The sequence below is a fragment of the Pseudomonas sp. ERMR1:02 genome (assembly GCF_002277815.1).
Lineage (GTDB): Bacteria > Pseudomonadota > Gammaproteobacteria > Pseudomonadales > Pseudomonadaceae > Aquipseudomonas.
In genome coordinates, this window is the sequence record NZ_NKJI01000007.1 from 14,964 (window position 1) to 28,826 (window position 13,863).

Consider the following 13,863-nt stretch of genomic DNA (forward strand, 5'->3'; position numbering starts at 1 on the left):
AGTATAAAGCTCCCGCGCCCTTTTTTACATGCTGCACGTCGTTGGCTGGATTAGCGGACCTGACCATCGGTCAGGGCTATCTCCTCTTTGTCGAAGTCATCGACATCGATCACTCTGCGTCGCGCCGCTTCGGCCTCACGCAGAGTTTGTGCCTCCACTGGTTGCAATACGCCAGCCTCCAATGCTGCATCGATGACATGTTCGCCGGCGACTGGTTTGAGCTGGCCGCTCTTGAGCGCCACATGAAGCTTCTTCTGCAACGGTTGTGCTGCGCTCAACAGGTCGCAGGCGTGTTGCAGAGCGCCGACCGGATCTTCGTTCGATTGCGGGCGGTAGCAACCCAAAAGCAACTCTTCGAGCGCCGGATCGCCCTTGGCGCGGCCGATCACCGCCGCCACCGTGGCACCGAGCCTGTCCGACGGCCCTTTGTGACGGCGGCCGAACGGGAACACGATCATCCGCAGCAGACATGCCAGCACCTTGTTCGGGAAGTTGTTGAGCAATTCATCCATGGCCCGTTCGGCTTGGCTAAGGCTTTCCTCCATGGCCCATGTAAACAGCGGTTGCATGTAGTCCGGCGCGTCGAGGTCGTTGTAACGCTTAAGCGCGGCGCTGGCCAGGTACATGTTGCTCAGTACATCGCCCAATCGAGCTGACAGGCGTTCGCGACGTTTCAGTTCACCGCCCAACAACATCATGCTGAGGTCGGCGAGCAGAGCGAACGCCGCTGCCTGGCGGTTGAGGGCGCGCAAGTAACCCTGACTGAGCTTGTCGCCCGGCACGTGTTCCAGATGACCGAAACCCAGGTTCAGCACCAGCGTGCTGGCCGCGTTGCCCACGGCAAAACCAATGTGCTTGAGCAGCAGGCCATCGAACTCGGTCAGTGCCTGATCCTTGTCCTCGCGGGTGGCCAGAGCCATTTCCTTGAGCACGAAGGGATGGCAGCGAATCGCACCCTGACCGAAGATCATCAGGTTGCGCGAAAGAATGTTTGCGCCTTCCACGGTGATGCAGATCGGCGCGCCATGCCACATGCGTCCGAGATAATTGTTCGGCCCCATGATGATCGCCTTGCCGCCGTGCACATCCATTGCATGGCTGATGCACTCGCGGCCGCGCTCGGTGAGGTGGTATTTGAGAATCGCCGACAGCACCGACGGTTTCTCGCCCAGATCCACCGCGTTGGCGGTGAGCATCCGCGCGGCATCCATCATCCAGGCATTGCCGCCGATGCGGGCCATGGCTTCCTGAATGCCTTCGAAAGCCGCAATCGGTACATTGAACTGCTCGCGGATCTGCGCGTATTGACCTGTCACCAGACTGGTGAACTTGGCCATGCCGGTGCCGACCGCTGGCAGGGAGATCGAGCGCCCGACCGACAGGCAATTCATCAGCATCATCCAGCCCTTGCCGAGCATTTCCTGTCCGCCGATCAAGAACTCCAGCGGTACGAACACGTCCTTGCCGGAGTTCGGGCCGTTCATGAATGCCGCGCCCAAAGGCATGTGACGGCGTCCGATTTCCACGCCGGCGGTGTCGGTTGGAATCAGTGCCAGGCTGATGCCCAGGTCTTCTTTCTCACCCAGCAGGTGGTCCGGGTCGTAGGCCTTGAACGCCAGGCCGAGCAGGGTGGCTATCGGGCCAAGAGTGATGTAGCGCTTTTCCCAGTTCAGGCGCAGGCCTAGGGTTTCCTTGCCTTCCCATTCGCCCTTGCAGATCACCCCGGTGTCGGGCATGCCGCCAGCGTCGGAGCCGGCCAGCGGTCCGGTCAGGGCGAAGCACGGAATATCGTCGCCGCGCGCCAGGCGTGGCAGGTAATGGTTGCGTTGTTCGTCGGTGCCGTAATGCAGCAACAGTTCGGCCGGACCGAGGGAGTTGGGGACCATCACGGTGGACGCGAGGTCACCGCTGTGGCTCGCCAGTTTCATCGCCACTTGCGAGTGGGCGTAGGCCGAAAAGCCCTTGCCACCAAATTCCTTGGGAATGATCAGAGCGAAGAAACCGTTGTCCTTGATGTACATCCAGGCCTCGGCCGGCAGATCCATGGTCTGCCCGAGCTGCCAGTCGCTGACCATGGTGCAGAGCACTTCTGTCGGACCGTCGATGAAGGCCCGCTCCTCTTCGCTCAGTTGCGCCTTTGGGTAGGACAGCAGTTTGTTCCAGTCCGGACGTCCGCTGAACAGTTCGCCGTCCCACCATACGGTGCCGGCTTCGATGGCGTCGCGTTCGGTTTGCGACATGGGCGGCAGGGTTTTCTGGAACCAGTTGAACATCGGCGCGCTGAAGAATTTGCGGCGCAGATCAGGCAATAGCAGGGGGGCAGCCACCGCTGCGATCAGCACCCAGAAAATCAGCAGCAGCCAGCCCGGTGCGCGGCTGAAGGCGCCCATTGCCAGCAGGTAGACAGCCACGATGCCCAGGGCAGGCAGTGGCGCGATGCGACGATGGGCTAAATAAGCTATCCCGACAACCAGAACCAGTATCCACAACAGCAGCATATTTAATCCTCCGTGAAACCAGGGCGAACCAACCCACAGAGCTTAGACGGCATCCGCGAAACAGGGTGGTCAGAGCGAGGTGATAGAAATCGTGTGAAACCATGGATGATTTTGTAGGCCCGATGGATGAGAGGCCGTGAAAAATCAGCGGGCGACAAAGCGTCCATGTTTGGCCGAAACGTCGTTATCTCTGTGCTAAACCTCTCGCTAGACTCGGGGCTTGCCCAGGAGATTGCCCTCATGCACGAGTATCTGCACGATTACCTAAGCCCCGGCCGCTTCATCGATAGTGACCACCCCCTAGTGGTGGAGTTCGCCGAAAAACATCGTGGCAGCAGTCGTGATCCGATCGAGCAGGCGATCAATCTTTATTACGCCGTGCGCGAGGCGGTGCGCTACAACCCCTACACCTTCAGCCTCGATCCGCAGACCCTGCGTGGCAGTTATGCGCTGGCAACCGGGGAGAGTTATTGCGTGCCCAAAGCCACACTGTTGGCAGGCGCAGCACGGCATTGCGCGATCCCCGCGCGGATCGGTCTGGCGGACGTGCGCAATCATTTGTCGACGCCGCGTCTGCTCGAACTGCTCAAGAGCGACGTGTTCGCCATGCACGGTTATACCGAGCTGTATCTGAACGGGCGCTGGGTCAAGGCCACACCTGCGTTCAATCAGGGCTTGTGCGAACTGTTCAATGTCGCGCCGCTGGAATTCGACGGTATCAACGACAGCGTTTTTCATCCCTTCAATCGTGACGGCGAGAAATTGATGGAGTACCTGATCGATCACGGCCAGTTCACCGACGTGCCCGAAGCGTTCTTCTTCGAACATCTGCGCAAGTGCTATCCACACTTGTTCAGCGAGCAACTGCAACCGCTGTTGGGGGACATGCAGAGCGATTTGAGTCGCGCCTGATCCGGCGTATGCTGCCTGCGCATTCATCAATCGAGAGGTGGTCATGCTGAAGATCTGGGGTCGGAAAAATTCATCGAATGTCAGAAAGCCGTTGTGGGCCGCCGAGGAACTCGGTCTGGCTTATGAAGCCATCGATGCGGGCGGCGCTTTTGGTGTCGTCGATACGCCCGAGTACCGCGCCATGAACCCCAATGGCCGCGTTCCGGTGATCGAAGACGACGGGTTCGTGTTGTGGGAATCCAACGCCATCGTCCGTTACCTGTTGGCCAGACATGCTGCGGACACTGCGTGGTATCCGTCGGATCTGCACGGGCGGGCCACCGCTGACAAGTGGATGGACTGGACCACCTCCAGTTTTGCAGGTCCCTTCCGCACGGTGTTCTGGGGCGTGCTGCGCACTCCCGCAGAACAACAGGACTGGCCCGCTATCAAGGCTGCGATCAAGGAGTGCGAAGCGCTGCTGGCAATGGCCGATCAGGCGCTGGCGGCCAAGCCGTATCTGTCGGGAGACGATATCGGTATGGGCGACATTCCGCTGGGCAGTTTCATTTATGCCTGGTTCGAAATGCCGATCGAACGTGCGCCACTGCCTCATCTGGAGGCCTGGTACGCACGGTTGAAGGCGCGTCCGGCGTATCGCAAAGCGGTGATGACCGCGTTGACTTAATACTCACTATCGACACACTTGACTGTACTTGTGTGGCGGCGACAAGCACCATTGTGCCAATGCGCTGTGGTTGTGTTGCTCGCCGTCCGCCCATATTTATCCCTTTCTTTCCTTCTTGGTGCGTAAATCCGATATGAGTTCCGCTCTGTCCATCCGGCAGCTAACCAAAACCTACGGCAACGGTTTCCAGGCCTTGAGTGGTATAGATCTGGACGTTGCCGAAGGTGACTTTTTCGCCTTGCTCGGCCCGAACGGCGCCGGCAAATCCACAACCATCGGCATCCTCTCGACCCTGGTGAACAAGACCAGCGGCACGGTGAATATCTTCGGTCATGACTTGGACAAGAACCCGGCGGCGCTCAAGCGTTCCATCGGTGTAGTGCCCCAGGAATTCAATTTCAACCAGTTTGAAAAGACCTTCGACATCGTCGTGACCCAGGCCGGTTACTACGGCATTCCGGCGAAAGTCGCCAAGGAACGCGCCGAGCAGTACCTGACCCAGCTCGGCCTGTGGGACAAACGCGATGTGCCGTCGCGTTCGCTGTCCGGCGGCATGAAGCGCCGACTGATGATCGCCCGGGCACTGGTTCACGAACCGCGCCTGTTGATCCTCGACGAACCGACCGCCGGGGTGGACATCGAACTTCGTCGCTCGATGTGGACCTTCCTCACCGAGCTGAACAAAAAAGGCATCACCATCATCCTCACCACGCATTACCTGGAAGAGGCCGAGCAGTTGTGCCGCAACATCGGCATCATCGATCACGGCACCATCGTCGAAAACACCAGCATGAAGCAGCTACTCGGCCAATTGCATGTCGAGACCTTCCTGCTCGATTTGAAGAACAACCCGATTGCGCCACCGCAACTGATCGGCTATCCATCGCGGTTGCTCGATGGTCACACCCTGGAAGTCCAGGTGGACAAAAGCATGGGCATCACCGCGCTGTTCACCCAACTGGCCCAGCAAAACATTGAAGTGCTGAGCCTGCGCAACAAAACCAATCGCCTTGAGGAGTTGTTCGTGTCCCTGGTGGAGAAAAATCTGTCGAAGGTGGCGGTATGAGTTCCGAGCTGCAGCCCAACCTCGTTGCCCTTAACACCATCGTTTACCGTGAGGTCCGGCGTTTTACCCGGATCTGGCCGCAGACCCTGCTACCGCCAGCCATCACCATGGTTCTGTATTTCGTGATCTTCGGTAACCTGATCGGTCGGCAGATCGGCGCTATGGGTGGCTTCACTTATATGGAGTACATCGTGCCGGGGCTGATCATGATGTCGGTGATCACCAACTCCTATGGCAACGTGGTATCGAGTTTCTTCGGCAGCAAGTTCCAGCGTTCCATCGAAGAGTTGATGGTGTCGCCGGTCTCGCCGCATACGATTCTGATCGGCTACACCCTCGGCGGTGTACTGCGTGGATTGATGGTCGGGATCATCGTCACACTGCTGTCACTGTTTTTCACCGATTTGCAGGTGCATCACCTCGGCGTGACCATTCTGGTGGTAGTGCTGACGGCGACGATCTTCTCTCTGCTGGGGTTCATCAACGCGGTGTTTGCGCGCAACTTCGATGACATTTCGATCATTCCGACGTTCGTGTTGACGCCTTTGACTTACCTGGGCGGGGTGTTTTACTCGATCTCGCTGCTGCCGCCGTTCTGGCAGACCGTCTCCCTGGCCAACCCGGTGCTGCACATGGTCAATGCGTTTCGTTACGGGATCCTTGGTGTTTCGGATATCAGGATCAGTATTGCGATTACGTTCATGCTGGTGGCGACTTTGATTCTGTATGTAGGTTGTGCGCGGTTGCTGGTGAGTGGGCGGGGGATGCGCACGTAACGGTGGTCGCCGCTTTCCACTGTAGGAGCGAGCCTGCTCGCGATGGACGTCAACGATAACGCGTGTTCCCTGAATGCCCGTGTTTTCTGAACGTTTTTCGCGAGCAGGCTCGCTCCTACAGATGTGAATCCGCCATAAAAAACGGCCTCCCGATCGGAGGCCGTTTTGCATTCTCACATTCGACTCTGCTTGCGCCGCTTCCACTGCCGCGCAACCCACCAGCGCCAATACATCATCACCAGACAATACGCCAATGCCCCCAGCACCAACCCGGTGACCACCGAACCTAGCAAGAACGGCTGCCACAAGGTCGAGAGCTCACCGCTGATCCATTCCCAAGTCAATTCGTCCGGCAGATGCCGGGCGGGAACGTCCATCAGCCAGGCGCCGGTCTGATAGGTGCAAAAGAACACGGCCGGCATGGTGATCGGGTTGGTCAGCCACACCAGACTGACGGCAATCGGCATATTGCCGCGCACGACGATGGCGAGGATGGCGGCGACCAGCATCTGCAATGGAATCGGCAGGAACGCCGCGAACAGACCCACCGCCATGGCCCGGGCGACGGAATGGCGGTTGAGGTGCCAGAGGTTCGGGTCATGCAGCAGAGTACCGAGAAAGCGTAAGGATTTGTGTTCCCTGATGCTGGTCGGATCTGGCATGTAACGTTTGAATAAGCGCCGGGGCATAAGGCTTCTCGGTCGGTTAAGGCGGCAAGTATGTCTGGATTCTATGAACCGCCCATTCAGACTTTGTGACAATTGATAACGGTGGTCGTGCGGTCAACCGGCTATGCCTAGGAACGGGACTCTCAAGTAAGGGCCTCAAGTAAGGGCCTCAAGTACGGGCATCAAGGACGGGCGTATGCGCACAGGATGGTGGCGTTGGCGCTGGGTTTGCTGGCCCTGCGTTTTTTACCGGCCTTGCCGCCGGTCGGATTATGGCTGCTGTTGCCGATGGTCGGTTTGATGTTGCTGCCGTTCAGGACGTATCCGGTAGCGTTTTTTCTATTCGGTTTGAGTTGGGCCTGCGCGCAGGCGCAGTGGGCGCTGAATGATCGGTTGGCACCTGGTCTTGATGGCGAAACACGCTGGGTCGAAGGGCGGGTAGTGGGATTGCCCCAGCACAGCGAAGCCGTCGTGCGTTTCGAATTGGCGGACGCTTGGTCACGGCACGGCAACGTGCCGCAACTTATGCGCCTGGCCTGGTACAACGGACCACCGGTTAGCAGCGGCGAACGCTGGCGACTGGCGGTCAAGTTGAAGCGTCCCGCCGGGTTGCTCAATCCCCATGCCTTCGATTACGACGCCTGGCTGCTGGCGAAGCGCATCGGCGCGACCGGGACCGTCAAGGATGGCGAACGGCTTGCCAAGGCGCGATGGGCCTGGCGTGACGGCATTCGTCAGAAGTTACAGGCAGTGGATGCTCAGGGTCGAACGGGTGTGCTGGTGGCGTTGGTGCTGGGAGATGGTGGCGGACTCAGTCGTGAAGACTGGCAAGTGTTGCAGGACACCGGCACTGTGCATCTGTTGGTGATTTCCGGACAACACATCGGGATGCTGGCGGGGCTGGTGTATTTACTGATCGCCGGGCTTGCCCGTTATGGCCTGTGGCCAAGCCGTCTGCCGTGGCTACCCTGGGCCTGCGGTCTGGCATTCGCGGCTGCCCTCGGTTACGGGCTGTTGGCCGGTTTCGAGGTGCCGGTGCGTCGTGCCTGTTTGATGATCGGTCTGGTGCTGTTATGGCGCCTTCGATTTCGCCATCTTGGCGCCTGGTGGCCGCTGTTACTGGCGCTTAATGGCGTGTTGTTGCTGGACCCGCTGGCCAGTCTGCAGCCGGGATTCTGGTTGTCCTTCGGGGCCGTGGCGGTGCTGATCTTCACCTTCAGCGGTCGCCTGGGTCCGTGGCGATGGTGGCAAACCTGGACTCGCGCCCAATGGCTGATCGCAATTGGTCTGGGGCCGATATTGCTGGTGCTGGGCTTACCGATCAGTCTCACCGGGCCGCTGGTCAATCTGTTGGCGGTGCCGTGGATCAGCATGCTGGTGCTGCCACCCGCGTTGCTCGGGACTCTGCTGTTGCCCGTGCCTTATGCGGGGAGGGCCTGTTGTGGCTGGCCGGCGGACTGATCGACGGGCTATTCAGGGTCCTGGCGTTGATGGCCGGGCAGGTTCCCGCGTGGATACCCGTGGCGGTTCCCTGGTGGGTATGGGGCATGGGGGCACTCGGTGCGTTCCTGCTCTTGCTGCCGCAAGGTATACCGCTACGGCCGTTGGGTTGGCCTTTGCTGCTGGTGCTGGTCTTTGCGCCCCGACCCACCGTGCCTGAAGGTGTGGCTGAAATCTGGCAGCTGGATGTCGGTCAGGGCCTGGCCATCCTCGTGCGCACCCGCAATCACGCGGTGCTGTATGACGCCGGTCCGCGTTTCGGTGATAGCGACCTCGGTGAGCGCGTGGTGTTGCCAACGTTGCGGAAAATGGGCGTGGGCGCTCTCGACTTGATGCTGATCAGCCACGCTCACGCCGATCATGCCGGCGGCGCGCTGGCGGTTACCAAGGGACTGCCGGTGACGCGCGTGATCAGTGGTGAACCAGGGGAGTTGCCGACGGAGCTGCAAGCCGGGGACTGCGAGAGCGGTCGGAAATGGACCTGGGACGGTGTGAACTTTGAGCTCTGGCAATGGGCGCATGCCCGTGAAAGCAATCCCAAATCCTGTGTGCTGCAGATCGAAGCCAATGGCGAGCGACTGCTGCTGACCGGTGACATCGACACTGCGGCCGAACGAGTACTGCTCGACAGTCCGTTGGCGGTTGCGACCGACTGGTTGCAGGCGCCGCACCATGGCAGTCGCAGTTCGTCTTCGATAGCGCTGCTCAACGGCCTGCAGCCCAAAGCGGTACTGATTTCCCGTGGCCAGGGCAATTCGTTTGGTCATCCTCATCCGACGGTCCTGGCTCGCTATCGAAAACTCGACATGGCGATCTACGACAGCGCTGAGCAGGGTGCCATTCATCTGCAACTGGGGCGTTTCGAATCGCCACGGACGATGCGTCAGGAGCGGCGTTTCTGGCGCGATCCGCCCCGTCGGACAAATAACCGCCAGCTATTACAGCCCGACCGGATGCGACATCACGGTCTTCGGTGCGCCCACCCCCTATGTTAGAGTGGCGCACTTTTTCGAGGGACTGTCACTGTGTGGGAATTGGTCAAATCCGGCGGCTGGATGATGCTGCCGATCATCCTGAGTTCCATCGCGGCAATGGCGATCGTTGCCGAGCGCCTCTGGACCCTGCGATCCAGCCGCGTAACCCCGGAGCATTTGCTCGGGCAAGTGTGGGTGTGGATCAAGGACAAACAACTCAATAAAGAGAAACTCAAGGAGCTGCGCGCCAATTCGCCGTTGGGCGAGATCCTGGCTGCAGGCCTGGCTAACTCCAGACATGGTCGCGAGATCATGAAAGAGTGCATCGAGGAGGCCGCTGCACGGGTCATCCACGAACTTGAGCGCTACATCAATGCCCTCGGCACCATCGCCGCCATGGCTCCACTGCTGGGCCTGTTGGGTACGGTGCTGGGCATGATCGATATCTTCAGTTCGTTCATGGGCACGGGCATGACGACCAACGCCGCGGTGCTGGCCGGCGGTATTTCCAAAGCCTTGATTACCACGGCTTCTGGCCTGATCGTTGGTATCCCGTCGGTGTTCTTCCACCGGTTTCTGCAACGGCGCATTGATGAGCTCGTCGTGGGTATGGAGCAGGAAGCCATCAAGCTGGTTGAAGTGGTGCAGGGCGACCGTGACGTTGATCTGGCTGAGGGCAAAGCGTGAAGTTCCGCCGCAAGCAACGGGAGAACGTGGACATCAACCTCGTGTCGCTGATCGACGTGGTGTTTGTCCTGCTGCTGTTTTCGTGGTCACCACCACCTTCACCCGTGAAACCCAGTTGCGCGTCGATCTGCCGGAAGCGGTCAGCGGATCCCCCGCCGAAGATCAGAGCAAGCAGCTGGATATCACCATCAGCGCCGACGGGGTGTTCTCGGTGAACAACCAGATCCTGCCGAAAAGCGACCTGGCCAGCCTTATGGATGCCCTGCAGAAAGAATCCAACGGCGATACCAATCGGCCATTGTCCATCAGCGCCGACGGCAAATCCCAGCATCAGTCCGTGATCACCGCCATGGACGCTGCCGGCAAGCTGGGCTTCAGCCACTTGCGCATGACCACAGTCGAGGCGGCGCCGCCCGCGTCCTGATGGCCATGTCCGATCGCCTGCTCGCCGCGTGGTACCGAGGTCATCCGGCCCTGAAGCTGTTGCAGCCACTGGAGTGGTTGTACCGGCGCGTGGTCAACAGTAAGCGCAAGCGTTTTCTGGCCGGCGAGGGGCAGATTTATCAACCCCCCGTGCCACTGATCGTCGTCGGCAACATCACCGTCGGCGGCACCGGCAAGACGCCGCTGATTCTGTGGATGATCCAGCATTGTCAACGCAGCGGCTTGCGGGTCGGCGTGGTCAGCCGCGGTTATGGCGCCAAGCCGCCGCAATTGCCGTGGCGGGTCGAGGTCGATCAAAGCGCTGACATTGCTGGCGACGAACCCCTGTTGATCGTTCAGCGTACAGGCGTGCCATTGATGATCGACCCGGACCGCAGCCGCGCCGTCAAAGCCTTGCTGGCAAGCGAGCCGCTGGACCTGATCCTGTCTGATGACGGCATGCAACATTACCGGTTGGCTCGCGATCTGGAATTGGTGCTGATCGACGCCGCCCGTGGTCTGGGCAATCAGCGTTGCTTGCCGGCCGGGCCATTGCGCGAGCCGGTCGAGCGTCTGCAAAGCGTCGACGCGGTGCTCTACAACGGCGCCGTGGCTGACCGCGAGGGTGGCTTTGCCTTCCAGTTGCAACCGACCACACTAATCAACTTGCGCAGCGGCGAACAGCGTCCCCTCGACCACTTTCCCGCTGGCCAGGCGCTGCACGCCGTGGCCGGGATCGGCAATCCGCAACGTTTCTTCAGCACCCTTGAAACGCTACACTGGAAGCCAGTCCCGCATGCATTCGCCGACCACGCCGAATACAGCGTGCAGGCCTTGAGTTTCGCACCGTCATTGCCGTTGGTGATGACCGAAAAGGACGCAGTGAAGTGCCGTGCCTTTGCCGCCGCCGATTGGTGGTACCTGGCGGTTGATGCTGTGCCGTCGCCGGCTTTCGTGGCCTGGTTCGATACGCAGTTGATGCGCCTGTTGCCGGCTCGTCTATTGCCTTAAATCCATTTTATCCAGGGAATGTTCATGGACACCAAATTGCTCGACATCCTCGCTTGCCCGGTCTGCAAAGGCCCGCTCAAGCTCAGCGCCGACAAAACCGAGCTGATCAGCAAGGGCGCAGGTCTCGCGTACCCGATTCGCGACGGTATCCCGGTGATGCTCGAAACCGAAGCCCGTACCCTGACCACCGATGAGCGACTGGATAAATGACCACAGCCTTTACCGTTGTTATTCCATCGCGTTACGCCTCCACCCGTTTGCCGGGCAAGCCACTGCTGCTGATCGCCGGCAAGCCGATGATCCAGCACGTCTGGGAACAGGCGAGCAAAAGCAGCGCCCAGCGTGTAGTGGTTGCGACTGACGATAAGCGCATCCGCGAGGCCTGCATCGAGTTTGGCGCCGAAGTGGTGATGACCCGCGAGGATCACAACTCCGGCACCGATCGCCTGGCGGAAGTCGCGGCGAAACTGGGCCTGGCGCCAGACGCCATCGTGGTTAACGTTCAGGGTGACGAACCGTTGATCCCGCCGAGCGTGATCGATCAGGTCGCCGCCAACCTGGCGGCCCACACGGAAGCGCGCATGGCCACTTTGGCCGAGCCGATCGAAGACGCGCAATCCCTGTTCAATCCCAACGTGGTCAAGGTCGTCAGCGACCTCAATGGCCTGGCACTGACTTTCAGTCGCGCCACATCGCCATGGGCGCGGGATGACTTTGCCAAGAGTCGCGACCAGTTGCCGGAAGGCGTGCCGTACCGTCGTCACATCGGCATCTATGCCTACCGCGCCGGTTTCCTGCATGACTTCGTCAGCTGGGGCCCTTGCTGGCTGGAAAACACCGAATGCCTGGAACAGTTGCGGGCGCTCTGGCACGGCGTACGGATTCATGTTGCCGACGCGCTGATCGCGCCTCCAGCCGGTGTCGATACTGTTGAAGACCTTGAGCGCGTTCGTCGCCTGCTGGAGGCCTGATGCGGGTTCTGTTTGTCTGCCTGGGCAACATCTGCCGTTCTCCTACCGCTGAAGGCGTGTTGCGGCACAAGCTGCGGGAAGCGGGGCTGGCCGATCAAGTCGAAGTCGCCTCCGCCGGCACCGGTGACTGGCACGTCGGCAAGGCGCCGGACAAACGCAGTCAGGCCGCAGCAAAGCTGCGCGGCTATGACCTGTCCCCACAACGCGCCCAGCAAGTGAGTCGCGCCGATTTCGCCACTTACGACCTGATTCTGGCGATGGACAACAGTAACCTGCGCAATCTCAAGGCTTTGCAACCGGCCCGGGGCAAAGCCGAGCTGGACCTGTTCCTGCGCCGTTATCAATCGGAACTCGATGAAGTGCCGGACCCTTATTACGACGGTGACCAGGGTTTCGAACAGGTGCTGGATCTGATCGAGCGTGCCAGCGATCTGCTGGTAATCGAACTGAAGGGACGGTTATGAGTTTGCAGGTGCGATCACAGGTTTCGCTCAAACCGTACAACAGTTTTGGCGTGGATGTTCAGGCCCGCCTGTTTGCCGAGGCCCATAGCGACGCAGATGTACGAGAAGCCCTGGTCTACGCACAGGAGCATGACGTGCCGTTGCTGGTGATTGGCGGTGGCAGCAACTTGCTGCTGACGGCCGATATTTCGTCGCTCGTACTGCGCATGGCCACTCGCGGGATTCGCGTAGTAAGCGACGACGGCAGCAAAGTGGTGATTGAGGCCGAGGCGGGCGAGCCGTGGCACCCATTCGTGCAACACACTCTGGTGCAGGGACTGTCAGGCCTGGAAAACCTCAGCCTGATTCCCGGGACGGTTGGCGCGGCACCGATGCAGAACATCGGCGCCTATGGGGTGGAGATCAAGGACGTGTTTGCCGGCCTGACCGCCCTTGATCGCCAAAGTGGCGAACTGCGCGATTTCACCCTGGAAGAATGTAATTTTGCTTACCGTGACAGCCTGTTCAAACAGGAGTCGGGGCGTTGGTTGATCCTTCGCGTGCGTTTCACTCTCGACCGCACCGCGCATCTGCATCTGGAATATGGCCCGGTGCGTCAGCGCCTGTCCGAGCAAGGCATCGAGCATCCGACGGCCAGCGATGTCAGTCAGGCCATTTGTAGTATTCGCAACGAAAAGCTCCCGGACCCGGCGGTGCTCGGTAATGCCGGCAGCTTCTTCAAGAACCCCTTGGTGTCGGCGGCGCTGGTCGCACAGCTCAAGGGTGAATACCCGGATCTGGTGGCCTACGCGCAACCCGATGGACAAATGAAACTGGCCGCCGGCTGGCTGATCGAGCGGGCAGGCTGGAAGGGTTTCCGCGAAGCCGATGCGGGCGTGCATAAATTGCAGGCACTGGTGCTAGTCAACTACGGCAGCGCGACTGGTCTGCAATTGCTCGACCTCGCGCAGCGCATCCAGAAAGACATTTCAGAACGTTTCCATGTCGACCTGGAAATGGAGCCGAACCGGTATTGAAGCTAAGCTTTCAAGGCTCAATCCAAAGCCCTGCACTGATAAAAAGTGCAGGGCTTTTTTGTTAATGCTGCGTTAACTTAGCGAGCTAACGATGCAGTGCATTTTCTCCATCAAAGGCCCGGTGCAGACGTCCCTGTCAGCATAAGAGAGCGCCATTAGCCTGAGTCGATCTGCGTGATGCCAACCGCTGATGTTCCGGCGGCAGATTGCTCGACCCCATAACCCATACT

General features: G+C 59.8%; 12 protein-coding genes and 2 pseudogenes. 12 read left to right on the forward strand and 2 right to left on the reverse strand.

All coding sequences use genetic code 11. The annotated features are described in order from the left end of the window. Positions 1 to 50: 50 nt before the first annotated feature. Positions 51 to 2,498, reverse strand: coding sequence for an acyl-CoA dehydrogenase (locus CES87_RS14750; RefSeq protein WP_128606682.1), 2,448 nt, complete (start codon positions 2,496 to 2,498; stop codon positions 51 to 53). A 252-nt stretch (positions 2,499 to 2,750) separates the two neighbouring features. On the opposite strand from CES87_RS14750, the gene CES87_RS14755 reads away from it, so the two are divergent. The 4 genes from CES87_RS14755 to CES87_RS14770 all read left to right on the forward strand — a co-directional run bounded on the left by CES87_RS14755 (position 2,751) and on the right by CES87_RS14770 (position 5,919). Then, the gene (locus tag CES87_RS14755) at positions 2,751 to 3,410 is read left to right on the forward strand and encodes a transglutaminase family protein (RefSeq protein WP_128606871.1); all 660 of its coding nucleotides are present in this window, start codon (positions 2,751 to 2,753) and stop codon (positions 3,408 to 3,410) included. Positions 3,411 to 3,453: 43 nt separating this feature from the next. Continuing rightward, positions 3,454 to 4,077 (forward strand): glutathione S-transferase family protein, encoded by a 624-nt coding sequence (locus CES87_RS14760; RefSeq protein ID WP_128606683.1) that lies wholly within the window; start codon positions 3,454 to 3,456, stop codon positions 4,075 to 4,077. A 133-nt stretch (positions 4,078 to 4,210) separates the two neighbouring features. Continuing rightward, positions 4,211 to 5,143, forward strand: coding sequence for an ABC transporter ATP-binding protein (locus tag CES87_RS14765; RefSeq protein ID WP_128606684.1), 933 nt, complete (start codon positions 4,211 to 4,213; stop codon positions 5,141 to 5,143). Further along, entirely contained in the window at positions 5,140 to 5,919 is a 780-nt protein-coding gene (locus CES87_RS14770; protein WP_128606685.1) for an ABC transporter permease, read from the forward strand. Before CES87_RS14765 ends, CES87_RS14770 begins: the two co-directional genes overlap by 4 nt. Before the next feature lie 173 nt (positions 5,920 to 6,092). Here CES87_RS14770 and CES87_RS14775 read toward each other — a convergent pair whose 3' ends face one another. Continuing rightward, entirely contained in the window at positions 6,093 to 6,608 is a 516-nt protein-coding gene (locus CES87_RS14775; protein ID WP_128606686.1) for a DUF2062 domain-containing protein, read from the reverse strand. Between the two features lie 186 nt (positions 6,609 to 6,794). Here CES87_RS14775 and CES87_RS14780 point away from each other — a divergent pair. The 8 genes and pseudogenes from CES87_RS14780 to murB form a co-directional block, all read left to right on the forward strand. Then, positions 6,795 to 9,001, forward strand: a pseudogene (locus CES87_RS14780) (DNA internalization-related competence protein ComEC/Rec2); the annotation flags it as partial. A 111-nt stretch (positions 9,002 to 9,112) separates the two neighbouring features. Continuing rightward, positions 9,113 to 9,748, forward strand: coding sequence for a MotA/TolQ/ExbB proton channel family protein (locus CES87_RS14785; RefSeq protein ID WP_178081427.1), 636 nt, complete (start codon positions 9,113 to 9,115; stop codon positions 9,746 to 9,748). Then, a pseudogene (locus tag CES87_RS14790) lies at positions 9,745 to 10,172 on the forward strand (ExbD/TolR family protein). The gene CES87_RS14785 and the pseudogene CES87_RS14790 overlap by 4 nt, the downstream one beginning before the upstream one ends. Next, entirely contained in the window at positions 10,172 to 11,182 is a 1,011-nt protein-coding gene (gene lpxK / locus CES87_RS14795; RefSeq protein ID WP_128606687.1) for a tetraacyldisaccharide 4'-kinase, read from the forward strand. The pseudogene CES87_RS14790 and the gene lpxK overlap by 1 nt, the downstream one beginning before the upstream one ends. A gap of 24 nt (positions 11,183 to 11,206) precedes the next feature. Next, positions 11,207 to 11,392: a Trm112 family protein gene (locus CES87_RS14800; RefSeq protein WP_007945752.1), complete on the forward strand. Its 186-nt coding sequence runs from the start codon at positions 11,207 to 11,209 to the stop codon at positions 11,390 to 11,392. Beyond that, positions 11,389 to 12,153 (forward strand): 3-deoxy-manno-octulosonate cytidylyltransferase, encoded by a 765-nt coding sequence (gene kdsB, locus CES87_RS14805; protein WP_128606688.1) that lies wholly within the window; start codon positions 11,389 to 11,391, stop codon positions 12,151 to 12,153. The genes CES87_RS14800 and kdsB overlap by 4 nt, the downstream gene beginning before the upstream one ends. Next, complete coding sequence (locus CES87_RS14810; protein ID WP_128606689.1) at positions 12,153 to 12,617, forward strand: low molecular weight protein-tyrosine-phosphatase; 465 nt, start codon at positions 12,153 to 12,155, stop codon at positions 12,615 to 12,617. Before kdsB ends, CES87_RS14810 begins: the two co-directional genes overlap by 1 nt. Beyond that, positions 12,614 to 13,633, forward strand: coding sequence for a UDP-N-acetylmuramate dehydrogenase (murB, locus tag CES87_RS14815; RefSeq protein ID WP_128606690.1), 1,020 nt, complete (start codon positions 12,614 to 12,616; stop codon positions 13,631 to 13,633). The genes CES87_RS14810 and murB overlap by 4 nt, the downstream gene beginning before the upstream one ends. Positions 13,634 to 13,863: the final 230 nt, after the last annotated feature.

Coding starts and splice junctions, on each gene's coding strand:
- CES87_RS14750 (WP_128606682.1), bottom strand. CDS start 2,498: ATGCTGCTGTTGTGGATACTGGTTCTGGTTGTCGGGATAGCTTATTTA.
- CES87_RS14760 (WP_128606683.1), top strand. CDS start 3,454: ATGCTGAAGATCTGGGGTCGGAAAAATTCATCGAATGTCAGAAAGCCG.
- CES87_RS14765 (WP_128606684.1), top strand. CDS start 4,211: ATGAGTTCCGCTCTGTCCATCCGGCAGCTAACCAAAACCTACGGCAAC.
- CES87_RS14770 (WP_128606685.1), top strand. CDS start 5,140: ATGAGTTCCGAGCTGCAGCCCAACCTCGTTGCCCTTAACACCATCGTT.
- CES87_RS14775 (WP_128606686.1), bottom strand. CDS start 6,608: ATGCCCCGGCGCTTATTCAAACGTTACATGCCAGATCCGACCAGCATC.
- lpxK (WP_128606687.1), top strand. CDS start 10,172: ATGGCCATGTCCGATCGCCTGCTCGCCGCGTGGTACCGAGGTCATCCG.
- CES87_RS14800 (WP_007945752.1), top strand. CDS start 11,207: ATGGACACCAAATTGCTCGACATCCTCGCTTGCCCGGTCTGCAAAGGC.
- kdsB (WP_128606688.1), top strand. CDS start 11,389: ATGACCACAGCCTTTACCGTTGTTATTCCATCGCGTTACGCCTCCACC.
- CES87_RS14810 (WP_128606689.1), top strand. CDS start 12,153: ATGCGGGTTCTGTTTGTCTGCCTGGGCAACATCTGCCGTTCTCCTACC.
- murB (WP_128606690.1), top strand. CDS start 12,614: ATGAGTTTGCAGGTGCGATCACAGGTTTCGCTCAAACCGTACAACAGT.